Annotated in this window: 20 protein-coding genes and 1 tRNA gene; 16 read left to right on the top strand and 5 right to left on the bottom strand. The window is 53.2% G+C overall.

Going from position 1 to position 21,180, the window contains the following annotated elements; all coding sequences use genetic code 11:
• Position 1 precedes the first annotated feature (1 nt).
• The 5 genes from ubiI to JTI85_RS18175 all read left to right on the top strand — a co-directional run bounded on the left by ubiI (position 2) and on the right by JTI85_RS18175 (position 7,022).
• Positions 2-1,204 (top strand): FAD-dependent 2-octaprenylphenol hydroxylase, encoded by a 1,203-nt coding sequence (gene ubiI / locus JTI85_RS18195; protein ID WP_219351855.1) that lies wholly within the window; start codon positions 2-4, stop codon positions 1,202-1,204.
• A gap of 452 nt (positions 1,205-1,656) precedes the next feature.
• Positions 1,657-2,751, top strand: coding sequence for a glycine cleavage system aminomethyltransferase GcvT (gcvT, locus tag JTI85_RS18190; protein WP_219351854.1), 1,095 nt, complete (start codon positions 1,657-1,659; stop codon positions 2,749-2,751).
• A 25-nt stretch (positions 2,752-2,776) separates the two neighbouring features.
• Positions 2,777-3,166: a glycine cleavage system protein GcvH gene (gene gcvH / locus JTI85_RS18185; protein WP_005123344.1), complete on the top strand. Its 390-nt coding sequence runs from the start codon at positions 2,777-2,779 to the stop codon at positions 3,164-3,166.
• A gap of 177 nt (positions 3,167-3,343) precedes the next feature.
• Positions 3,344-6,217: an aminomethyl-transferring glycine dehydrogenase gene (gene gcvP, locus JTI85_RS18180; RefSeq protein ID WP_219351852.1), complete on the top strand. Its 2,874-nt coding sequence runs from the start codon at positions 3,344-3,346 to the stop codon at positions 6,215-6,217.
• 61 nt (positions 6,218-6,278) lie between these two features.
• Positions 6,279-7,022: an SDR family oxidoreductase gene (locus JTI85_RS18175; protein ID WP_219351850.1), complete on the top strand. Its 744-nt coding sequence runs from the start codon at positions 6,279-6,281 to the stop codon at positions 7,020-7,022.
• A gap of 41 nt (positions 7,023-7,063) precedes the next feature.
• On the opposite strand, the gene bglA is transcribed toward JTI85_RS18175, so the two are convergent.
• Both bglA and JTI85_RS18165 read right to left on the bottom strand, forming a co-directional pair.
• Complete coding sequence (gene bglA, locus JTI85_RS18170) at positions 7,064-8,497, bottom strand: 6-phospho-beta-glucosidase BglA (RefSeq protein ID WP_219351848.1); 1,434 nt, start codon at positions 8,495-8,497, stop codon at positions 7,064-7,066.
• A gap of 120 nt (positions 8,498-8,617) precedes the next feature.
• A complete protein-coding gene (locus JTI85_RS18165) occupies positions 8,618-9,346 on the bottom strand; it encodes a MurR/RpiR family transcriptional regulator (protein WP_003838265.1) in 729 nt (242 codons plus the stop codon).
• A gap of 52 nt (positions 9,347-9,398) precedes the next feature.
• Between JTI85_RS18165 and yqfB the strand changes: the two genes are divergently transcribed.
• Both yqfB and JTI85_RS18155 read left to right on the top strand, forming a co-directional pair.
• Positions 9,399-9,710 (top strand): N(4)-acetylcytidine aminohydrolase, encoded by a 312-nt coding sequence (gene yqfB / locus JTI85_RS18160; protein ID WP_219351847.1) that lies wholly within the window; start codon positions 9,399-9,401, stop codon positions 9,708-9,710.
• 163 nt (positions 9,711-9,873) lie between these two features.
• Positions 9,874-10,533, top strand: a complete 660-nt coding sequence (locus JTI85_RS18155) for a hemolysin III family protein (RefSeq protein WP_003026947.1) — start codon at positions 9,874-9,876, stop codon at positions 10,531-10,533.
• A 90-nt stretch (positions 10,534-10,623) separates the two neighbouring features.
• Here JTI85_RS18155 and ygfZ read toward each other — a convergent pair whose 3' ends face one another.
• Positions 10,624-11,604 carry a tRNA-modifying protein YgfZ gene (gene ygfZ / locus JTI85_RS18150; RefSeq protein WP_048213166.1) on the bottom strand — a complete coding sequence of 327 codons (981 nt, stop codon included), beginning with the start codon at positions 11,602-11,604 and terminating at the stop codon, positions 10,624-10,626.
• Positions 11,605-11,859: 255 nt separating this feature from the next.
• Between ygfZ and sdhE the strand changes: the two genes are divergently transcribed.
• Together sdhE and JTI85_RS18140 are read left to right on the top strand one after the other, a co-directional pair.
• The gene (gene sdhE / locus JTI85_RS18145; RefSeq protein ID WP_005123351.1) at positions 11,860-12,126 is read left to right on the top strand and encodes an FAD assembly factor SdhE; all 267 of its coding nucleotides are present in this window, start codon (positions 11,860-11,862) and stop codon (positions 12,124-12,126) included.
• A complete protein-coding gene (locus JTI85_RS18140; protein ID WP_048213165.1) occupies positions 12,107-12,514 on the top strand; it encodes a protein YgfX in 408 nt (135 codons plus the stop codon). Before sdhE ends, JTI85_RS18140 begins: the two co-directional genes overlap by 20 nt.
• 91 nt (positions 12,515-12,605) lie before the next feature.
• On the opposite strand, the gene fldB is transcribed toward JTI85_RS18140, so the two are convergent.
• Positions 12,606-13,127 (bottom strand): flavodoxin FldB, encoded by a 522-nt coding sequence (gene fldB / locus JTI85_RS18135; protein WP_040232135.1) that lies wholly within the window; start codon positions 13,125-13,127, stop codon positions 12,606-12,608.
• Between the two features lie 113 nt (positions 13,128-13,240).
• Between fldB and xerD the strand changes: the two genes are divergently transcribed.
• From xerD to lysS, 5 genes are all read left to right on the top strand, one after another.
• Positions 13,241-14,137, top strand: coding sequence for a site-specific tyrosine recombinase XerD (xerD, locus tag JTI85_RS18130; RefSeq protein ID WP_005123354.1), 897 nt, complete (start codon positions 13,241-13,243; stop codon positions 14,135-14,137).
• Between the two features lie 23 nt (positions 14,138-14,160).
• Positions 14,161-14,874 carry a bifunctional protein-disulfide isomerase/oxidoreductase DsbC gene (dsbC, locus tag JTI85_RS18125; protein ID WP_101742745.1) on the top strand — a complete coding sequence of 238 codons (714 nt, stop codon included), beginning with the start codon at positions 14,161-14,163 and terminating at the stop codon, positions 14,872-14,874.
• Between the two features lie 5 nt (positions 14,875-14,879).
• Complete coding sequence (gene recJ, locus JTI85_RS18120; RefSeq protein ID WP_048213162.1) at positions 14,880-16,613, top strand: single-stranded-DNA-specific exonuclease RecJ; 1,734 nt, start codon at positions 14,880-14,882, stop codon at positions 16,611-16,613.
• Positions 16,614-16,830: 217 nt separating this feature from the next.
• A protein-coding gene (prfB, locus tag JTI85_RS18115) for a peptide chain release factor 2 (protein ID WP_096878465.1) occupies positions 16,831-17,929 on the top strand; the annotation gives its coding sequence in 2 pieces (ribosomal slippage) (positions 16,831-16,905 and positions 16,907-17,929; 1,098 coding nt in all).
• Between the two features lie 9 nt (positions 17,930-17,938).
• Positions 17,939-19,456: a lysine--tRNA ligase gene (gene lysS / locus JTI85_RS18110; RefSeq protein ID WP_137376208.1), complete on the top strand. Its 1,518-nt coding sequence runs from the start codon at positions 17,939-17,941 to the stop codon at positions 19,454-19,456.
• Between the two features lie 96 nt (positions 19,457-19,552).
• On the opposite strand, the gene idi is transcribed toward lysS, so the two are convergent.
• Positions 19,553-20,101 (bottom strand): isopentenyl-diphosphate Delta-isomerase, encoded by a 549-nt coding sequence (gene idi / locus JTI85_RS18105; RefSeq protein WP_048213161.1) that lies wholly within the window; start codon positions 20,099-20,101, stop codon positions 19,553-19,555.
• 166 nt (positions 20,102-20,267) lie between these two features.
• On the opposite strand from idi, the gene actS reads away from it, so the two are divergent.
• Together actS and JTI85_RS18095 are read left to right on the top strand one after the other, a co-directional pair.
• Complete coding sequence (gene actS, locus JTI85_RS18100; RefSeq protein ID WP_048213497.1) at positions 20,268-21,026, top strand: amidase activator ActS; 759 nt, start codon at positions 20,268-20,270, stop codon at positions 21,024-21,026.
• A gap of 80 nt (positions 21,027-21,106) precedes the next feature.
• Positions 21,107-21,180, top strand: a tRNA-Gly gene (locus tag JTI85_RS18095).

Below are 21,180 nucleotides of genomic sequence, written 5' to 3'. Positions count from 1 at the left end.
AGTGCAAAGTGTTGATGTAGCAATTGTGGGTGGCGGCATGGTGGGACTGGCGGTTGCCTGCGGCTTGCAGGGCAGCGGGTTGCGCGTTGCGGTGTTGGAACAACATGTCCCGCAGCCTTTGGCGGCGGATGCACCTCCTCAGCTTCGCGTATCGGCTATTAATGCCGCCAGCGAAAAACTGCTGACCCGTCTTGGCGTCTGGTCCGATATTGTAGCCTGTCGCGCTTGCTGCTACCACGGCATGGAAGTCTGGGACAAAGACAGCTTTGGACGTATTGCGTTTGATGACCAGAGCATGGGCTACAGCCATTTGGGGCACATTGTCGAAAACTCAGAGATTCATTATGCGCTGTGGCAAAAGGCGCAGCGTTCAGCGGATATTACGCTGCTGGCACCCGCTGAATTACAGCAGGTGGCCTGGGGTGAGAACGAGGCATTTCTGACCCTGAAAGATGGCGCAATGCTGACGGCACGCCTGGTCGTCGGTGCCGATGGCGCTAACTCCTGGCTGCGCAACAAAGCGGATATTCCGCTCACCTTCTGGGATTACCGCCATCATGCGCTGGTGGCGACAATCCGTACGCAGGAAGCCCACGGTGCGGTTGCGCGTCAGGCATTTCATGGCGAAGGTATCCTGGCATTCCTGCCGCTTAGCGACCCCCATCTGTGCTCTATTGTCTGGTCGCTCTCGCCGCAGGAAGCAGAACGTATGCAGCAGGCAAGTGCAGATGATTTCAATCAGGCGCTGAATATCGCTTTTGATAATCGCCTGGGGCTGTGCAGCCTTGAGAGCGAACGCCAGACGTTTCCGCTGACTGGACGCTATGCCCGCCAGTTTGCCGCCCATCGTATGGCCCTGGTGGGTGATGCGGCGCATACCATCCACCCGCTGGCGGGCCAGGGGGTGAACCTTGGCTTCATGGATGCGGCGGAGCTGATCGACGAGCTTAAGCGGCTACAGCGTCAGGGCAAAGATATTGGTCAGTACCTCTATCTGCGCCGTTATGAACGTAGCCGTAAGCACAGCGCAGCGCTGATGCTGGCGGGGATGCAGGGTTTCCGTGAGCTGTTTGCTGGCGAGAATCCGGCGAAAAAACTGCTGCGTGATATTGGTCTGAAACTGGCCGATACCCTCCCGGGCGTAAAACCGCAACTCATCCGCCAGGCGATGGGACTGAACGATCTTCCTGAGTGGCTACGCTAGTGTCCGTAAGGACAATCTTAAGAGTTTGAAACCCGTCACACTTTCCTCTCCCGGCCTGCGCGCCGGGATGGTTCTCTCATTTGAAATAATCTAATTCCACGCCTTTTTTCGCATTAGTTTTTTTAATATTACGTTTTTTTCATAACGCCATTTTTGACATTTTTTCCACATTTAATATGGATTGATACGGCTTAACTTCGCTTATATATGTCTGTTGTTCTGATGTATTGGCGTTTTACTGGTTTTTTATGCTGTCGTCGATCTGGTCATTTTTAGTCATAAGCTAATGTGATGGTTAATTTTGACTTATGGTTTAGCGTCTGTTTCGGTGGTAAGTTCAGGACAAAGAGAACGTTTGCGTCGTAGCCCCTGGAGCGGCTGCGGTGCTGGGTTTCGTGGCGAAAATTTCACCGCGAAAGAGTTGGTAGCCCCGCTTATTCAACGAGGAAAAGATGGCTCAACAGACTCCTTTGTACGAACAACACACGCAATGTGGCGCGCGCATGGTCGATTTCCATGGCTGGATGATGCCACTGCATTACGGTTCTCAGCTCGATGAACACCATGCTGTTCGCACCGATGCCGGAATGTTTGATGTGTCGCATATGACCATCGTCGACCTGCGCGGTAGCCGCACCCGGGAGTTCTTGCGTTATCTGCTGGCAAACGACGTCGCGAAGCTAACGAAGACGGGTAAAGCCCTCTACTCCGGTATGCTTAACGCTTCGGGCGGCGTGATAGATGACCTGATTGTCTACTACTTCACTGAAGATTTCTTCCGCCTCGTTGTAAACTCCGCCACCCGCGAAAAAGACCTCTCCTGGATTACCCAACACGCTGAACCATACGCTATCGACATCACCGTTCGTGACGACCTGTCGCTGATCGCGGTGCAGGGACCAAACGCGCAGGCAAAAGCAGCTACGTTGTTTACTGATGAGCAGCGTCAGGCGGTAGCAGGCATGAAGCCGTTCTTTGGCGTTCAGGCGGGTGATTTGTTTATCGCAACCACCGGTTATACCGGCGAAGCAGGCTATGAAATTGCCATGCCGAATGAAAAGGCCGCGGATTTCTGGCGTGCGCTGGTCGAAGCCGGTGTTCAGCCTTGCGGTCTGGGCGCGCGTGATACGCTGCGTTTAGAAGCTGGTATGAACCTGTATGGTCAGGAGATGGACGAAGGCATTTCTCCGCTGGCAGCTAACATGGGCTGGACCATCGCGTGGGAACCGGTCGATCGCGACTTTATCGGTCGGGATGCGCTGGAAATGCAGCGTGAAAAAGGCCACGAACAGCTGGTTGGGCTGGTGATGACCGAGAAAGGCGTGCTGCGTAATGAGCTGCCGGTGCGTTTCACCGATGCTTCCGGCAACCAGCAGGAAGGCATTATCACCAGCGGGACATTCTCCCCAACCCTGGGTTACAGCATCGCGCTGGCGCGTGTCCCTGCGGGTATCGGCGAAACTGCGATCGTGCAGATCCGTAACCGCGAAATGCCGGTAAAAGTGACTAAACCTGTTTTTGTGCGTAACGGCAAAGCCGTCGCGTAATTCATCCTTTTTTGGAGATTGATTGATGAGCAACGTACCTGCAGAACTGAAATACAGCAAAGAACATGAATGGCTGCGCAAAGAAGCTGACGGTTCTTACACCGTTGGTATCACCGAACACGCTCAGGAGCTGTTAGGTGACATGGTTTTCGTTGACCTGCCCGAAGTTGGCTCAACCGTCAGCGCGGGCGATGACTGCGCCGTAGCGGAGTCTGTAAAAGCGGCTTCCGATATCTATGCGCCAGTAGGCGGTGAGATTGTTGCGGTCAACGACGCGCTCAGCGACTCCCCGGAACTGGTCAACAGCGAGCCATATGCGGGTGGCTGGATTTTCAAAATCAAAGCCAGCGATGAAAGCGAAATTGAGTCGCTGCTGGATGCGACCGCATATGAAGCATTGTTAGAAGACGAGTAAATACGCTTCATCCTTCACGTTGCAGGTGTGTTGGCTTCCTCGCTCACCCCAGTCACTTACTTATGTAAGCTCCTGGGGAGGTGCTGCGTCGCCGCCGTCCTGCAACGCGAATTATTTTGCGTATTCAGGTAAGTAGAGACACCTACGATTCACTGCACGTTTCAGGAACCATCGCCCATGACACAGACGTTAAGCCAGCTTGAAAACAGCGGCGCTTTCATTGAACGCCACATCGGACCGGACGCCGCGCAGCAGCAAGAGATGCTGAATGCGGTTGGCGCCGAGTCGTTAAACGCGCTGATCGGCCAGATTGTGCCGAAAGACATTCAGCTCGCAACCCCGCCGCAGGTGGGCGAGGCGGCGACCGAATACGCTGCGCTGGCTGAATTAAAAGCCATCGCTGGGCGTAACAAGCGCTTCACGTCCTACATTGGCATGGGCTACACCGCCGTGCAGCTGCCACCGGTAATCCTGCGCAACATGCTGGAAAACCCGGGTTGGTACACCGCATACACGCCGTATCAGCCGGAAGTCTCTCAGGGGCGTCTGGAAGCTCTGCTGAACTTCCAACAGGTCACACTGGATCTGACGGGGCTGGATATGGCTTCCGCTTCTCTGCTGGATGAAGCCACCGCGGCCGCTGAAGCCATGGCGATGGCCAAACGTGTCAGCAAACTGAAAAACGCCAACCGCTTCTTCGTTGCGGCTGATGTTCATCCGCAAACGCTGGACGTCGTGCGTACCCGTGCACAAACCTTTGGTTTTGACGTGATTGTTGATGACGCGGCGAAAGCACTGGATCACCAGGATGTGTTTGGCGTGCTGTTGCAGCAGGTTGGCACCACCGGTGAAGTGCATGACTACAGCAAACTGATTAGCGAGCTGAAATCCCGTAAAGTTGTGGTCAGTGTCGCTGCCGACTTTATGGCGCTGGTACTGCTGACTGCCCCGGGCAAACAGGGCGCGGATATCGTTTTCGGTTCTGCACAACGCTTCGGCGTACCGATGGGTTACGGTGGCCCACACGCGGCATTCTTCGCCGCTAAAGACGAATTCAAACGCTCCATGCCAGGCCGTATTATCGGCGTCTCCAAAGATGCGGCGGGCAATACCGCACTGCGCATGGCGATGCAGACTCGTGAGCAGCATATCCGCCGCGAGAAAGCGAACTCCAACATTTGTACCTCGCAGGTCCTGCTGGCCAACATCGCCAGTCTGTATGCTGTTTATCATGGTCCGGTTGGCCTGAAACGCATTGCTAATCGCATCCACCGCCTGACTGATATCCTGGCAGCCGGTCTGCAACAGAAAGGATTGAAGCTGCGTCATGCGCATTACTTCGACACCCTGTGCGTTGAAGTAGCCGATAAGGCCGCAGTGCTGGCGCGTGCCGAAGCAGCAGAAATCAACCTGCGTAGCGATATCCATAACGCGGTAGGTATTACGCTCGATGAAACCACCACCCGTGAAAACGTGGTGCAGTTGTTCAATGTTCTGCTGGGCGACAGTCACGGCCTGAACATCGATACGCTGGATAAAGACGTGGCGCTCGACAGCCGTTCTATTCAGGAAAGCATGCTGCGTGACGATGCGATCCTCAGCCATCCGGTGTTCAACCGCTACCACAGCGAAACCGAGATGATGCGCTACATGCACTCACTGGAGCGTAAAGATCTGGCGCTGAATCAGGCAATGATCCCGCTGGGTTCCTGCACCATGAAACTCAACGCCGCTGCCGAGATGATCCCTATCACCTGGCCTGAATTCGCTGAGCTGCATCCGTTCTGCCCGCCAGAGCAGGCTGAAGGTTATCACCAGATGATCGGCCAGCTTTCCGAGTGGCTGGTAAAACTGACCGGTTATGATGCCGTCTGCATGCAGCCGAACTCCGGCGCGCAGGGCGAGTATGCGGGTCTGCTGGCGATTCGTCATTATCACGAAAGCCGTAACGAAGGTCATCGCGATATCTGCCTGATCCCGGCCTCTGCCCACGGTACTAACCCGGCATCTGCACAGATGGCGGGTATGCAGGTCGTGGTTGTCGCCTGTGATAAGAACGGCAACATCGACCTGGACGATCTGCGAGCAAAAGCAGAACAACATGCCGACAACCTTTCTTGCATCATGGTGACCTACCCATCCACCCACGGCGTTTATGAAGAAACGATCCGTGAAGTGTGCGACGTTGTGCACCAGTTCGGCGGCCAGGTTTACCTTGATGGTGCGAACATGAACGCTCAGGTTGGGATCACCACGCCGGGCTTTATTGGCGCAGATGTCTCGCACCTCAACCTGCATAAAACATTCTGCATTCCGCACGGCGGCGGCGGCCCAGGTATGGGACCGATCGGCGTTAAATCGCATCTGGCGCCGTTTGTACCGGGCCACAGCGTAGTGCAGATTGAAGGGATGCTGACCCGTCAGGGCGCAGTTTCTGCGGCGCCGTTCGGTAGCGCATCCATTCTGCCAATCAGCTGGATGTACATCCGTATGATGGGCGCAGAAGGTCTGAAGCAGGCAAGCCAGGTGGCGATCCTTAACGCTAACTACATTGCCAGCCGTCTGAAAGATGCTTATCCGGTACTGTATACCGGTCGCGATGGTCGCGTGGCGCATGAATGTATTCTCGACATTCGCCCACTGAAAGAAGAGACCGGCATCAGCGAACTGGATATTGCCAAGCGCCTAATCGATTACGGTTTCCATGCACCGACTATGTCATTCCCGGTCGCGGGTACCCTGATGGTTGAACCGACAGAATCTGAAAGCAAAGTGGAACTGGATCGCTTTATCAATGCGATGCTGGCAATCCGCGCTGAGATCGATCGCGTGAAAGCCGGTGAATGGCCACTGGAAGATAACCCGCTGGTTAACTCGCCGCACACGCAAAACGAGCTGGTAGCGGAGTGGAATCACGGTTATAGCCGCGAAATCGCCGTCTTCCCGGCGGGTGTGGCGAACAAATACTGGCCAACCGTGAAACGCCTTGATGACGTTTACGGTGACCGTAACCTGTTCTGCTCCTGCGTACCGATGAGCGAATATCAGTAATCTGCTGATTCAACTATCTTTTAAAGGCGCTTCGGCGCCTTTATTTTTTGGGAGAAACGTTATGGCTATAGCATTGGTGACGGGCGGCAGTCGTGGCATTGGTCGAGCAACCGCGCTGCAATTGGCGCAAGAGGGTTACACGGTCGCCGTGAATTTTCATCACAATATTCATGCGGCAACCGAGGTGGTGAACAACATCGTCGCTGCAGGCGGTAAAGCATTTGCTTTGCGTGCGGATATCAGTGATGAAAGCCAGGTGGTGGCAATGTTTGAGTCTATTGACCATGAAGGCGAGCCGCTGACTGCCTTGGTGAATAATGCCGGGATCTTGTTTGAGCAAAGCTCGGTCGAAAACTTAACCGCTGAACGCATTAATCGCGTCCTGGCGACCAATGTTACCGGCTATTTTCTGTGCTGTCGGGAAGCGGTAAAGCGAATGTCGTTTAAGCATGGTAGTCAGGGCGGGGCGATTGTGAATGTCTCTTCAGCGGCCTCACGGCTTGGCGCCCCTTTCGAGTATGTTGATTATGCCGCCTCAAAAGGCGCGGTGGACACGCTTACCACCGGTCTGGCGCTGGAGGTTGCTGCGCAGGGTATCCGCGTGAACGGTGTGCGACCGGGTCTTATCTACACTGAAATGCATGCGTCAGGCGGCGAGCCGGGAAGGGTCGATCGCGTGAAATCTATGTTGCCTATGCAGCGTGGCGGGCAGCCGGAAGAAGTCGCGCAGGCGATTACCTGGCTACTGAGCGAGAAGGCATCTTACGTAACGGGCAGTTTTCTGGAACTGGCGGGCGGGAAGTAGGGACTTGATTGCCGGATGGCGCAGCGCCATCCGGCAAAAAATCACAAATTCTCGCCGTTGCTGGCAATCACCGTTTTATACCACTCAAAACTCTTCTTCCGTGAACGCGACATATCGCCGGTGCCGTCGTCGTGTTTATTCACATAGATAAAGCCATACCGTTTGCTGTACTGGCCGGTGGTGAATGACACGCAGTCGATGCAGCCCCACGGCGTGTAGCCCATCAGGTCTACGCCATCATAGGTTACCGCTTTCATCATTTCTTCGACGTGAGCGCGCAGATAGTCGATGCGATAGTCGTCGTTGATGCTGCCGTCTTCTTCTACTTTGTCATAAGCGCCAAACCCGTTTTCAACGATAAACAGCGGCTTCTGGTAGCGTTCATACAGCTCACATAAGGCATAGCGCAGACCGACGGGGTCAATCTGCCAGCCCCAGTCGGATGCTTTGACGTGCGGGTTCGGTACGCTACCCTCAAAGCCGGAAATCGCATCACCGCTGCCACCTTCCGCTTTAACGGCGTTGGTCATGTAGTAGCTGAAACCGAGATAGTCACAGGTGCCTTCGCGCAGGATTTGCTCGTCGCCGTCTTCCATCCTGATGTTAAATTCACGGCGTTCCCACTCGTTCAGTACATATGATGGGTAGTAACCGCGCAGTTGAACATCGGTGAAAACGTAACGCTCACGCATCGATTCCTGCGCGAACATCACATCCTCAGGCTTACAGGAGAACGGGTACAGTGGCACCATCGCCAGCATGCAGCCGACTTTCATTTCCGGGTTGATGCGACGTGCGGCTTTTACCGCCAGTGCACTGGCGACAAACTGGTGATGCAACACCTGGTACATGGTCTCTTCCGGGGTTTCATGTTCGGTATACACCACGCCCGAGCAGCAATAGCCAAACAGCGGCGCGCGCCAGTTACGCTGGTTGTTGATTTCATTGAAGGTCATCCAGTATTTGACCTTGTGCTTGTAGCGCTCAAAAACGACTTCAGCAAAACGGACAAAGAAATCGACGACTTTACGATTGGTCCAGCTACCATACTGTTGAACCAAATGCAGTGGCATTTCGAAGTGGGAAAGGGTGATGACCGGTTCAATGTTGTACTTCAGCAGTTCATCAAACATGTCGTCGTAGAATTTTAACCCTTCTTCATTTGGCTGGGTTTCGTCCCCTTTCGGGAAGATGCGGGTCCAGGCAATTGACGTACGGAAGCATTTGAAGCCCATCTCGGCAAACAGCTTAATGTCTTCTTTATAATGACCGTAAAAATCGACAGCTTCGTGGTTAGGATAGTATTTACCCGGTACGACATCCTGAGTAATTTCTCGCGGAACGCCGTGTGCCCCACCGGTCAGGACGTCGCAAATGCTGGGGCCTTTGCCACCTTTGTTCCAGCCGCCTTCAACCTGATGCGCCGCCACCGCGCCGCCCCATAAAAAATCGTTTGGTAAGGTAAGTTTTTTCATCTGCGCTCAGTCTCAAATTAATACAATCTGATTTTGAGTCTAACAAAGGAAAGATAAATGTCACGATATAACAAAATAGCGTAAATGTGATTTGTTACATCAAAAAAACAGATTGTTTTTTTACGCTATTCTTTTCGCCAGCTTGCGACCGAGTGATTCCAGAATATAAATAACGGGGATCTGCGTGGTTATATCGTATACCCCGGCAATACGTGTTTGTGGAACATGCCAGGAGAGGTTAAAGTCGGCGAGTTTCGCCAGGCGAGAGTGCTCATGGCTGGTGACCGACAGAACCTTACAGTTGTGCAGACTGAACTGGCTGGCAAAGCGCAGGATCTCTTCTGTTTCACCAGACACGGAAAGCACAATCGCCAGCGCGTTTCTGGCCATGTCGTTAGTTACCGGGAAATAAGGATCGTCAATGTGATTACTGAATTTACCGACGTTTGAGAAAAAACGTGCGCCATATTTTGCCAGCGCTCCAGACGTTCCCGCTCCGACGAATATAATACGCTCGGAAGATAATATAATATCAACAGCCTGATCGAGCAGTTTATCGAACTCGTCGTTATTGACGCCTTTAAAGAAGCTGATAATTTCGCTGGCACCGAAATTAGCCTGTTGCGGTTCATTCTGCTCTAAATATAATTTAAAGCGTACGCGAAATTCTGAGTAACCCTCACACTTAAGCTTGCGGCAAAAGCGCAGTACGGTGGTGGTGGAAACGCCCACGGCATCAGCCAGTTCGCGAATGGTCATGTACATGACTTTGTCACGGTTTTTGATGACATAGTTGTAGACCAGCATCTCAAGATTGTTGAGACTGGCGATGGCAGCGTGGGAGAACATACTCACAATGGCAAAACTCACTCATCAGACTTTATCTACAGGGAATAATAACATGCAGCCAAATGACATCACTTTTTTTCAGCGTTTCCAGGATGACATTCTGGCCGGACGCAAAACCATCACCATTCGTGACGAGTCCGAATCACACTTTAAAGCCGGGGACATTCTACGGGTTGGACGCTTTGAAGATGAGGGCTACTTCTGCACGATTGAAGTTGTCGGCACCTCAACGGTTACGCTGAATACGCTAACGGAAAAACATGCCCAGCAGGAAAACATGGCGCTCGATGAGCTTAAACAGGTGATCGCCGAGATTTACCCGGATCAAACGCAATTTTATGTGATTGATTTTAAATGTCTTTAACTTTTCAGGTACAGATGTTAGCTGAAATATAAAATGCAATTATATGATTTTTATTAATTATTTATTATTTGATAAATATTTTAGCTAACATGTGTTCACTGGAACCATTCTCAGTTACGCTAGAGGCGCAATAACGAAAGTGTTCGTTTCTGGGGAGTAACTTATGGTTCAGAAGCCATTAATCGCGCAGGGATATTCGTTGGCAGAGGAAATAGCCAACAGCATCAGCCATGGTATCGGGTTGGTGTTTGGGATTGTCGGACTGGTGTTGTTACTGGTTCAGGCAGTGGATACCAACGCCAGCGCCATGGCTATTACCAGCTATAGCCTGTACGGCGGCAGCATGATCCTGCTGTTCCTTGCCTCAACCTTGTATCATGCGATCCCCCATCAGAGAGCGAAAGTCTGGCTGAAAAAATTCGACCACTGCGCGATTTATCTGCTGATTGCCGGGACCTACACGCCATTTCTGCTGGTGGGGCTGGATTCGCCGCTGGCACGCGGACTGATGATTGTTATCTGGAGCCTGGCGCTAATCGGTATTTTATTCAAACTGACTATTGCGCACCGCTTTAAGGTTTTGTCGCTGGTGACCTACCTGACAATGGGCTGGCTATCGCTGATAGTGGTGTATCAACTGGCGGTTAAGCTGGCGGCGGGTGGTGTGACGTTGCTGGCCGTTGGCGGCGTCGTGTATTCGCTGGGCGTTATTTTCTACGTCTGTAAGCGCATTCCTTACAACCACGCGATCTGGCATGGCTTTGTGCTGGGTGGCAGCGTTTGCCACTTCCTGGCAATCTATCTGTACGTTGGTCAGGCTTAACCCTTGATGCCGGATGGCGGCTAGCGCCTTATCCGGCCTACAAAATGTGCCTGTAGGCCGGATAAGCGTGCGCTATCCGGCGTTAATCTTTTACTCTTCCAGCGAATACGGCAGCGGTACGATATGCAGCGTTTTTGCATCGTCGCGAACGCGGAACACGCTGTCGGCTTCCATGTCGTTATTCATTACAACCTGCACCAGCACTTGTCCATCAGCCAGCTGTACCGCGGCGAGTACGGTGCCGGTACGACGCCAGTTCTCGCCCATTTTCAGCTCCAGGTCTTCACCCGCTTCCGGTACCCGACTGGCCGCTCCTGCCAGAGTCCACATGGCGCGTTTATTGGCGCCGCGGAATTTTGCACGAGCAACCATTTCCTGACCGGTATAGCAGCCTTTTTTAAAGCTGATACCGCCCAATGCCTGCAGATTGGTGGCCTGCGGAATAAACTGTGCGCTGTTGGCAGTATCAATAACCGGAATACCCGCTTCGATATCCAGCGCCAGCCACTGTTGGCTGTTATTCAATTCTGCTTCGCCACGCAGTTTCTCCGCAATCATCTCAGCTGTTGCGACATCAACGATCAGCAGGAAGCGTTCAGATGGATGCTCGAACCACAGCAGGGCGGAAGCGCCGTGGGTAACGACCTGCTTATCGCTGGTTGGCAGTTCGCTAAAGAGATTGGCTAGCGCCGCGCGCGCCTGGAAGCCCGCTACGCCCAGCAGGACGCGCTCGTCATCCGGGGCAATCACGACCTTCGAGAAGACGGCGTATTTTTTCAGTTCGGTCAATTGGGCATCACGCAGGCTACGGCGTTCAAGCCAGGCAAAACCATCAGCCTGACGGAAGAGACGCAGGTTGCTCCACATTTTACCTTTGGCATCGCAGTGAGCTGCCAGCAGGTGTTGCTGTTCGGTCATCTGGCTGACATCAGCGGTGACCTGGCCCTGGATGTACTTTTCACTGTCGACGCCGGTAATGGTGGCGAGAGCCCAGTCGTCGAGCGTCATTAGCGTCAGAGGCAAACGTGCCGACGCACACGGCTGGCGAGGAGGAAACGATGTAAAAGCCATAATAATGTCCTGATTTGCTTAACGCAGTGATAATGACTAATGGTAAAAGAGCTATAGGCTATTGCAAGCGGTTTAAACATCCTGTTTGTGCCTTATATTAAGCTTTGCGAGGAGACATCCAAAAAAGTGAACCCTTTGACTTAATGTGGTTTTATTTAGCGATCGCGCTTCCGTTTACTGATATTCCCGTAAAAGAGCGTGAAAAACACGTTACAATAGCCGGATACTTCGTTTTCGCGAGACAGGGAAAAGAACATGGATATTAACAACAAAGCACGTATTCATTGGGCATGCCGCCGCGGTATGCGTGAACTGGACATCTCTATCATGCCGTTTTTCGAACATGAGTATGACAACTTAAGTGACGAAGAAAAACGCATCTTTATCCGTCTGCTGGAATGTGATGATCCAGACTTATTTAACTGGTTGATGAATCATGGGAAACCGGCTGATGAGCAGTTGGAGCAGATGGTGCGACTCATCCAGACACGGAATCGGGAACGTGGTCCAGTGGCAATCTGATTTACGCGTTTCATGGCGCGCACAGTGGCTCTCTCTGCTCATTCATGGGCTGGTTGCGGTATTCATTTTATTGATGCCCTGGCCATTGAGCTACACCCCATTATGGTTGGTGCTGCTCTCTCTGGTGGTGTTTGATAGCGTACGCAGTCAGCGTCGCATTAACGCTTGTCAGGGAGAGATTAGACTGTTAATGGACGGTCGCCTGCGCTGGCAGGGGCAAGAGTGGTCTATCGTTTGTGCACCCTGGATGATTAAAACGGGCATGATGCTGCGTTTGCGTTCAGATGCGGGAAAACGTCAGCATTTGTGGCTGGCAGCGGACAGCATGGATGACGCTGAGTGGCGGGATTTGCGGCGGTTAATGCTGCAACAGGTAAAGCAGGGTTAACGCCGGCGAATGACTGATGGCGAGCAGCTACGGTTTAGCGCGCTATGTAAGCCGGAGAAGGCATTCACGCCGTCATCCGGCAAACTGGCTATCAGGACCAGTGTTCGGCCATTTCACCGAGAATTTGCTCACACCATGCCTGGATACGTTCATCGCTGAGGTCGTACTGGTTCGTTTCATCCAGAGCTAAACCGACAAACAACTGCCCATCGGCAATCACGGGTTTATCACTGGTGAATTCATAACCTTCTGTTGGCCAGTAACCGACAAACTTAACGCCTTTGGTGACCAGTTTATCATGCAGCATACCCAGTGCATCAAGGAACCACTCACCGTACCCCAGTTGATCGCCCATGCCGTAAAGCGCGACAATCTTGCCTTCCAGGTTGAGGTTGTCCAGTTGATCCCAGACCACTTCCCAGTCTTCCTGAATTTCACCGAAATCCCAGGTTGGAATACCCAAAATGAGCACGTCATACTGCTCCATTAGAGCCGGGGAATCATCCTTGAGATTGTGCAGTGTCACCAGTTCGGGACCCAGGATATCGCGGATTTTTTCTGCTGCCATTTCGGTGTAGCAGGTGCTGGAACCGTAAAAAAGACCCATGTTCATGACGTAAACATCTCAATTCTGCTGTAGCGTTGCGGGTAGTGTAACAGAATCGCCGCAATCCCGGCACAATGAGGCATAATGCATCAAAAATGAGAGTGGAATAAGGGGCGCGAGTGGAACAGGATCTGGCGCGCATCGAGCAGTTTCTTGATGCACTGTGGCTGGAACGAAATCTGGCAGAGAACACGTTAAGTGCGTATCGTCGCGATCTGACAATGCTTGTTGAATGGTTGCACCATCGTGGCATTTCACTGGCGACGGCGCAAAGCGATGATTTGCAGGCATTGCTGGCTGAGCGGATGGATGGCGGGTATAAAGCCACCAGTTCAGCACGTTTGCTCAGTGCCATGCGGCGTTTTTTTCAGCATCTTTACGGCGAAAAATTTCGCGAAGACGATCCAAGCGCCTCGCTTGCTTCACCTAAACTTCCGCAGCGTTTGCCAAAAGATCTCAGCGAAGCGCAGGTAGAACGGCTGCTGCAGGCTCCGCTTATTGACCAACCGCTTGAGCTACGCGACAAAGCGATGCTGGAGGTTTTGTACGCTACGGGGTTGCGCGTATCAGAGTTGGTGGGGCTGACGATGAGCGATATTAGTCTGCGCCAGGGCGTTGTGCGGGTGATTGGTAAAGGCAACAAAGAGCGGCTTGTGCCGTTGGGCGAAGAAGCCGTGTACTGGCTGGAAACATACCTGGAACACGGTCGTCCGTGGTTGCTCAACGGCGTATCGATTGACGTACTGTTTCCCAGCCAGCGTGCGCAGCAGATGACCCGTCAGACTTTCTGGCATCGTATTAAACACTATGCTGTGTTAGCAGGGATCGACAGCGAGAAACTGTCACCGCACGTATTGCGGCATGCTTTTGCCACGCATCTGCTCAATCACGGCGCTGACCTGCGCGTGGTGCAGATGCTGCTGGGGCATAGCGATCTCTCGACTACGCAGATTTATACACATGTCGCAACGGAGCGCTTGCGTCAACTACATCAACAGCATCACCCACGAGCGTGAGTGCTGACAGTAAAGGATAGGTTATGAAGAAACGTTTTATGATGCTCACCCTGCTGGCTACAGCGTTTTCAGGCATGGTGCATGCAGACGATGCAGCTATTCGCCAGTCATTAGCGAAGCTGGGCGTGCAGAGCACCGAAATTCAACCTGCTCCGGTTGCGGGCATGAAAACCGTACTGACCAATAGCGGTGTGCTGTACGTGACTGAAGACGGCAAGCATATTATTCAGGGGCCGATGTATGACGTAAGTGGCGCAAGTCCGGTAAATGTCACTAATCAACTGCTGATGAAGCATCTGAATGCGCTGGAAAAAGAGATGATCGTCTACAAAGCGCCGCAGGAAAAACACGTCATCACCGTTTTCACCGACATCACCTGTGGTTACTGCCACAAGTTGCATGAAGAGATGAAAGACTACAATGCGTTAGGGATCACCGTCCGTTATCTGGCCTTCCCTCGACAGGGGCTGGAAAGCCAGGCCGAGCAGGACATGAAGTCAATCTGGTGTGCAAAAGATAAAAACAAAGCCTTTGACGATGCAATGGCGGGCAAGGGCGTGAAAGCGGCGACCTGTGATGTGGATATCGCGAATCATTACGCGCTGGGCGTGCAGTTTGGCGTCAGTGGCACACCGGCGATTGTCCTGAGCAACGGCTATGTTGTTCCGGGCTATCAGGGGCCGAAAGAGATGAAAGAATTCCTCGACGCACACGAAAAACAGACCAGCGGTAAATAATTCGCGTGAAACAACAGATACAACTTCGTCGGCGTGAAGCCGACGAGACCGCCGAGCTACCAGCCGACTTGCCGCCGCTGCTGCGTCGTTTGTACGCCAGTCGCGGCGTGCGCAGCGCGCAGGAGCTTGAGCGTAGCGTGAAAGGCATGCTGCCGTGGCAGCATTTGAACGGCGTCGAAAAAGCGGTTGAGATCCTCTATAACGCCTTTCGCGAAGGAACCCGCATCATTGTGGTGGGGGATTTCGATGCCGATGGTGCGACCAGCACGGCGCTGAGCATCCTGGCAATGCGTGCGTTGGGCTGCAGCAACGTTGACTACCTGGTGCCTAATCGTTTTGAAGACGGCTATGGTTTAAGCCCGGAAGTCGTGGATCAGGCCCATGCCCGGGGCGCTCAGCTGATCGTTACTGTGGACAACGGTATCTCGTCTCACGCGGGAGTCGAACATGCCCGAACGTTGGGGATCCCGGTCGTTGTGACCGATCACCACCTGCCCGGTGACACGCTGCCGGGCGCAGAGGCGATCATCAACCCTAACCTGCCCGACTGTGAATTCCCGTCGAAATCGCTGGCAGGCGTTGGTGTGGCCTTCTACCTGATGCTGGCGCTGCGCACCTTTTTGCGTGATAAAGGCTGGTTTGATGAACGTGGTATCGCGCCGCCGAACCTGGCAGATTTGCTTGATCTGGTTGCTTTGGGCACAGTAGCAGACGTGGTGCCGCTGGATGCCAATAACCGTATCCTGACGTGGCAAGGTTTAAGCCGCATTCGTGCTGGAAAGTGCCGCCCTGGCATTAAGGCGCTACTGGAGATTTCCAATCGTGACCCGCTCAAACTGGCCGCCAGTGATTTAGGTTTTGCGCTTGGCCCTCGGCTGAATGCGGCAGGTCGTCTGGATGATATGTCCGTCGGCGTGGCGCTGCTGCTGTGTGACAACATTGGTGAAGCGCGCGTGCTGGCCAATGAGCTGGACGCGCTAAACCAGACACGAAAAGAGATTGAACAGGGGATGCAGGCAGAAGCACTGACCCTGTGTGAAAAGCTGGAACGCAGTAGTGACACACTCCCAGGCGGCCTGGCAATGTACCACCCTGAGTGGCATCAGGGCGTGGTGGGGATTCTGGCGTCGCGCATCAAAGAGCGCTTCCATCGTCCGGTGATTGCGTTTGCGCCTGCCGGTGACGGTACGCTGAAAGGCTCCGGACGTTCGATCCAGGGACTGCATATGCGTGATGTGCTGGAGCGTCTGGATACGCTTTATCCCGGCATGATCATTAAGTTTGGTGGACATGCGATGGCAGCAGGTCTGTCGCTGGAAGAAGCGCAGTTTGAGCGTTTCCAGCAGCGTTTCGGCGAACTGGTAACCGAGTGGCTGGATCCCGCCTTACTGCAGGGTGAAGTGGTATCAGATGGCGCTCTGAGCGCAGCGGAGATGACCATGGAGGTCGCGCAAATGCTGCGCGATGCCGGCCCGTGGGGACAAATGTTCCCGGAGCCGCTGTTTGACGGGCATTTCCGCCTGCTTCAGCAGCGCCTGGTCGGTGAGCGTCATCTGAAGGTGATGGTGGAGCCTGTTGGCGGCGGCCCACTGCTGGACGGAATTGCGTTTAATGTCGATACCACATGCTGGCCGGATAACGGTGTTCGCGAAGTTCAGCTTGCCTACAAACTGGATATTAACGAGTTTCGCGGTAACCGCAGCCTGCAGATTATAATCGATAATATCTGGCCACTTTAGCGTCACAATACACATAATCATTCAAGCTGCATCGAGGCGGCAAGTGAATGAGTCCCCAAGAGCGTACAACGAGTACGTGACTGGGGTGAATTCGCGCAGCCAACAAAGAGTCAGCTTGAAGGATGACGTGTATATTCGCTATAAAAAAGGGTGTGGATTGGTTACAATCCCGCTCTTATAACCGCATTTTGACTCGTTCAATAAAAGAAATCAGACCATGTTTGAAATTAATCCGGTAAATAACCGCATTCAGGACCTCACGGAACGCTCAGACGTTCTTAGGGGGTATCTTTGACTATGATGCCAAGAAAGAGCGTCTGGAAGAAGTAAACGCCGAGCTGGAACAGCCGGACGTGTGGAACGAACCCGAACGTGCACAGGCGCTGGGTAAAGAACGTTCTTCCCTTGAGGCCATCGTTGATACGCTCGATCAGATGAGCCAGGGCCTGGAAGATGTCTCCGGCCTGTTGGAACTGGCTGTAGAAGCCGATGACGAAGAAACCTTTAACGAAGCCGTAGCAGAACTCGATACGCTGGAAGATAAGCTGGCCCAGCTGGAATTCCGTCGTATGTTCTCCGGTGAATATGACAGCGCAGATTGCTATCTCGATATCCAGGCGGGTTCCGGCGGTACGGAAGCGCAGGATTGGGCCAGCATGCTGATGCGTATGTATCTGCGTTGGGCTGAAGCGCGCGGCTTTAAGACCGAAATTATTGAAGAGTCTGAAGGTGAAGTGGCGGGTATTAAATCCGTGACCATCAGAATCGCTGGAGAATATGCTTACGGTTGGCTGCGTACTGAAACTGGCGTACACCGTCTGGTTCGTAAGAGTCCGTTCGACTCCGGCGGCCGTCGCCATACGTCGTTCAGTTCGGCGTTTGTCTACCCGGAAGTTGACGATGATATCGATATCGATATCAACCCGGCGGATCTGCGTATTGACGTTTACCGTGCCTCGGGTGCGGGCGGTCAGCACGTTAACCGTACAGAATCTGCGGTGCGTATCACCCACATCCCGACCGGGATTGTGACGCAGTGCCAGAACGACCGTTCCCAGCACAAGAACAAAGACCAGGCCATGAAGCAGATGAAAGCGAAGCTTTATGAACTGGAAATGCAGAAGAAGAATGCCGAGAAACAGGCGATGGAAGACACCAAGTCAGATATCGGCTGGGGTAGCCAGATTCGTTCTTATGTCCTTGATGACTCCCGCATTAAAGATCTGCGTACCGGGGTTGAAACCCGTAACACGCAGGCAGTGCTGGATGGCAGCCTGGATCAATTTATCGAAGCAAGTTTGAAAGCAGGGTTATGAGGAACCAACATGTCTGAACAACACGCACAGGGCGCTGACGCGGTAGCCGACCTTAACAATGAACTGAAAACGCGCCGTGAGAAGCTGGCGAGCCTGCGCGAGCAGGGGATCCCGTTCCCGAACGATTTCCGTCGCGATCATACCTCAGACCAACTGCATGCTGACTTCGACGCGAAAGAAAACGAAGAGCTGGAAGCGCTGAACATTGAGGTATCCGTTGCTGGCCGTATGATGACCCGTCGTATTATGGGTAAAGCATCATTCGTTACGCTGCAGGACGTGGGCGGCCGTATTCAGCTGTACGTTGCGCGCGACGATCTGCCGGAAGGCGTCTACAACGAGCAGTTCAAGAAATGGGATCTGGGCGATATCCTCGGCGCGAAAGGTAAGTTGTTTAAGACCAAAACCGGCGAACTGTCCATCCATTGTACCGAGCTGCGTCTGCTGACCAAAGCCCTGCGTCCGCTGCCGGATAAATTCCACGGCCTGCAGGATCAGGAAGCGCGTTACCGCCAGCGTTACCTGGATCTCATCTCTAATGATGAATCCCGCAACACCTTTAAAGTGCGTTCACAGATCATGGCGGGTATCCGTCAGTTCATGGTGGGCCGCGGCTTTATGGAAGTTGAAACCCCGATGATGCAGGTGATCCCAGGCGGTGCGGCAGCACGTCCGTTTATCACCCACCATAACGCGCTGGATCTGGACATGTACCTGCGTATTGCGCCGGAACTGTACCTCAAGCGTCTGGTGGTTGGCGGTTTCGAACGCGTATTCGAAATTAACCGTAACTTCCGTAACGAAGGCATCTCTGTTCGCCATAACCCAGAGTTCACTATGATGGAACTCTACATGGCTTATGCGGACTACAAAGATCTGATCGAACTGACCGAATCGTTGTTCCGTACGTTGGCGCAGAACGTTCTGGGAACAACTAAAGTGCCTTACGGCGAAGAAGTCTTCGACTTTGGTAAGCCGTTTGAAAAACTGACCATGCGCGAAGCGATTCAGAAATACCGTCCGGAAACCAATATGGCCGATCTGGATAACTTCGATTCTGCAAAAGCGATTGCTGAATCTATCGGTATCAAAGTTGAGAAGAGCTGGGGTCTGGGCCGTATCGTGACCGAGATTTTTGAAGAAGTTGCGGAAGCGCACCTGATTCAGCCGACCTTCATTACCGAGTACCCGGCAGAAGTTTCTCCGCTGGCGCGTCGTAATGACGAAAACCCGGAAATCACCGATCGCTTCGAATTCTTCATCGGCGGACGTGAAATCGGTAACGGGTTCAGCGAGCTGAACGATGCCGAAGATCAGGCGCAGCGTTTCCAGGATCAGGTTAACGCTAAAGATGCGGGTGATGACGAAGCGATGTTCTACGACGAAGACTACGTTACCGCTCTGGAACACGGTCTGCCGCCGACTGCGGGCCTGGGTATTGGTATCGACCGTATGGTTATGCTGTTCACTAACAGCCACACCATCCGCGACGTGATCCTGTTCCCGGCAATGCGTCCGGTTAAGTAAGATGTGAACTGCCGGATGGCGGCTGATGCCTTATCCGGCCTACGCGGAAGACGATTCGTAGGCCGGATAAAACGCGTTTGCGTTGTCATCCTGCAATTAATGACCGCTGGAAAATGCGCGCAACAATTTTCGCGCCTTATCGTCTGAAACCTGCATTACCATCCACGGGCTGAAGGCCCACGGTGTAGCGTCAATCCCGCATAACACATCCTCAAGATTGCTCCACCGATAATCCATCACTTCCTCCGCATTCGGCTGCAGCGTGCTGATTAGCTGTGCGGCGTATACCGGACAAACTTCATTTTCCACAATTCCACTGGGATCTGCGGCACAATAGCGAAAATCAGCGTATACGGGCGTGAGTGCGCGAATGTCAGCTCCCAGCTCGAAGCGGGCGCGACGGATAATGGCGTCTTCAGTTGTTTCCCCTGATTGTGGATGACCGCACACCGAGTTTGTCCAGACACCCGGCCAGGCTTTTTTATGCAGCGACCGGCGGGTGACCAGTAGTTGCCCCTGCTCGTTAAATATCCAGCATGAGAAAGCGGAGTGCAGGGGCGTTGTGGCGGTATGCGCCGCATACTTTTCCAGCGTTCCACAGGGTTGGCCCTGTTCGTTCAATAAAATGACATGTTCCTGTCGCATTGCGTCCACCCTCAATCTTAAGCGCCTACATTATATGCTTAATTAAGTCATATTGATTAACAGAGGGTGTGAAATGCCAGAGCCGACGCTTCGTTACGCGATATGATTTGGCATCCGGTTTCTGGCTGCTATGATAAAGCGTCTGAAAATGTTGCGAGGTATTGTTTTGAGTGCAGGACGCCTGAAGAAAAATGGCTTGGGTATCGTGATGCTGCTGTGTGCCGGTCTGCTGTTAGCGGGCTGTTCCGGGAGTAAGTCGTCTGATACAGGAAGTTATTCCGGCTCCGTGTATACCGTGAAGCGGGGAGATACGCTATACCGTATTTCGCGCGCCACCGGCACCAGCGTGAAAGAGATTGCCCGTCTGAATAACATTTCACCACCCTATACCATCGAAGTAGGGCAAAGGCTGAAGGTCAGCGGCGGCGCGAAAACCAGTTCAAGCTCTGGCAAAACAACCAAGAAATCCTCGACTAAAACGGCAACTGTCAGACCATCTTCATCCGTGCCGCAGTCATCCTGGCCGCCGGTGGGGCAACGCTGCTGGTTGTGGCCTGCCAGCGGTAAAGTGATCCTGCCTTATTCAACGGCGGATGGCGGCAACAAGGGTATTGATATCTCAGCTGCGCGCGGCACACCGGTTTATGCGGCGGGAGCAGGGAAGGTAGTTTATGTCGGCAACCAGCTGCGGGGCTATGGCAACCTCATCATGATTAAGCACAGTGAGGATTACATTACCGCTTATGCGCATAATGATACGCTACTGGTGAACAACGGGCAGAGCGTGAAGGCCGGGCAGAAAATTGCCACCATGGGTAGCACTGATGCGGCATCTGTACGCCTGCACTTCCAGATTCGCTATCGCGCAACGGCGATTGATCCGCTGCGTTATTTACCGCCGCAGGGGAGTAAACCTAAGTGCTAACAGGCTATTTTATCAGCAGTTAGCATAGTTTGGGCTTGTCAGAGGGTGCGTAAGGTCTATAATGGCCCACGCACCTCTTCGCGGGCGTAGTTCAATGGTAGAACGAGAGCTTCCCAAGCTCTATACGAGGGTTCGATTCCCTTCGCCCGCTCCA

Origin of the sequence: Citrobacter sp. Colony219 (assembly GCF_019382635.1) — a bacterium.
GTDB lineage: Bacteria > Pseudomonadota > Gammaproteobacteria > Enterobacterales > Enterobacteriaceae > Citrobacter > Citrobacter youngae.
Note: the sequence above shows the minus strand (reverse complement) of the source record. Positions and strands in the feature narration are given on the sequence as shown.

Excerpts from the sequence above, each read along its gene's own strand:
- gcvT (WP_219351854.1), top strand. The coding sequence starts at position 1,657 with ATGGCTCAACAGACTCCTTTGTACGAACAACACACGCAATGTGGCGCG.
- gcvH (WP_005123344.1), top strand. The coding sequence starts at position 2,777 with ATGAGCAACGTACCTGCAGAACTGAAATACAGCAAAGAACATGAATGG.
- gcvP (WP_219351852.1), top strand. The coding sequence starts at position 3,344 with ATGACACAGACGTTAAGCCAGCTTGAAAACAGCGGCGCTTTCATTGAA.
- JTI85_RS18175 (WP_219351850.1), top strand. The coding sequence starts at position 6,279 with ATGGCTATAGCATTGGTGACGGGCGGCAGTCGTGGCATTGGTCGAGCA.
- bglA (WP_219351848.1), bottom strand. The coding sequence starts at position 8,497 with ATGAAAAAACTTACCTTACCAAACGATTTTTTATGGGGCGGCGCGGTG.
- JTI85_RS18165 (WP_003838265.1), bottom strand. The coding sequence starts at position 9,346 with ATGTTCTCCCACGCTGCCATCGCCAGTCTCAACAATCTTGAGATGCTG.
- yqfB (WP_219351847.1), top strand. The coding sequence starts at position 9,399 with ATGCAGCCAAATGACATCACTTTTTTTCAGCGTTTCCAGGATGACATT.
- JTI85_RS18155 (WP_003026947.1), top strand. The coding sequence starts at position 9,874 with ATGGTTCAGAAGCCATTAATCGCGCAGGGATATTCGTTGGCAGAGGAA.
- ygfZ (WP_048213166.1), bottom strand. The coding sequence starts at position 11,604 with ATGGCTTTTACATCGTTTCCTCCTCGCCAGCCGTGTGCGTCGGCACGT.
- sdhE (WP_005123351.1), top strand. The coding sequence starts at position 11,860 with ATGGATATTAACAACAAAGCACGTATTCATTGGGCATGCCGCCGCGGT.
- fldB (WP_040232135.1), bottom strand. The coding sequence starts at position 13,127 with ATGAACATGGGTCTTTTTTACGGTTCCAGCACCTGCTACACCGAAATG.
- dsbC (WP_101742745.1), top strand. The coding sequence starts at position 14,161 with ATGAAGAAACGTTTTATGATGCTCACCCTGCTGGCTACAGCGTTTTCA.
- lysS (WP_137376208.1), top strand. The coding sequence starts at position 17,939 with ATGTCTGAACAACACGCACAGGGCGCTGACGCGGTAGCCGACCTTAAC.
- idi (WP_048213161.1), bottom strand. The coding sequence starts at position 20,101 with ATGCGACAGGAACATGTCATTTTATTGAACGAACAGGGCCAACCCTGT.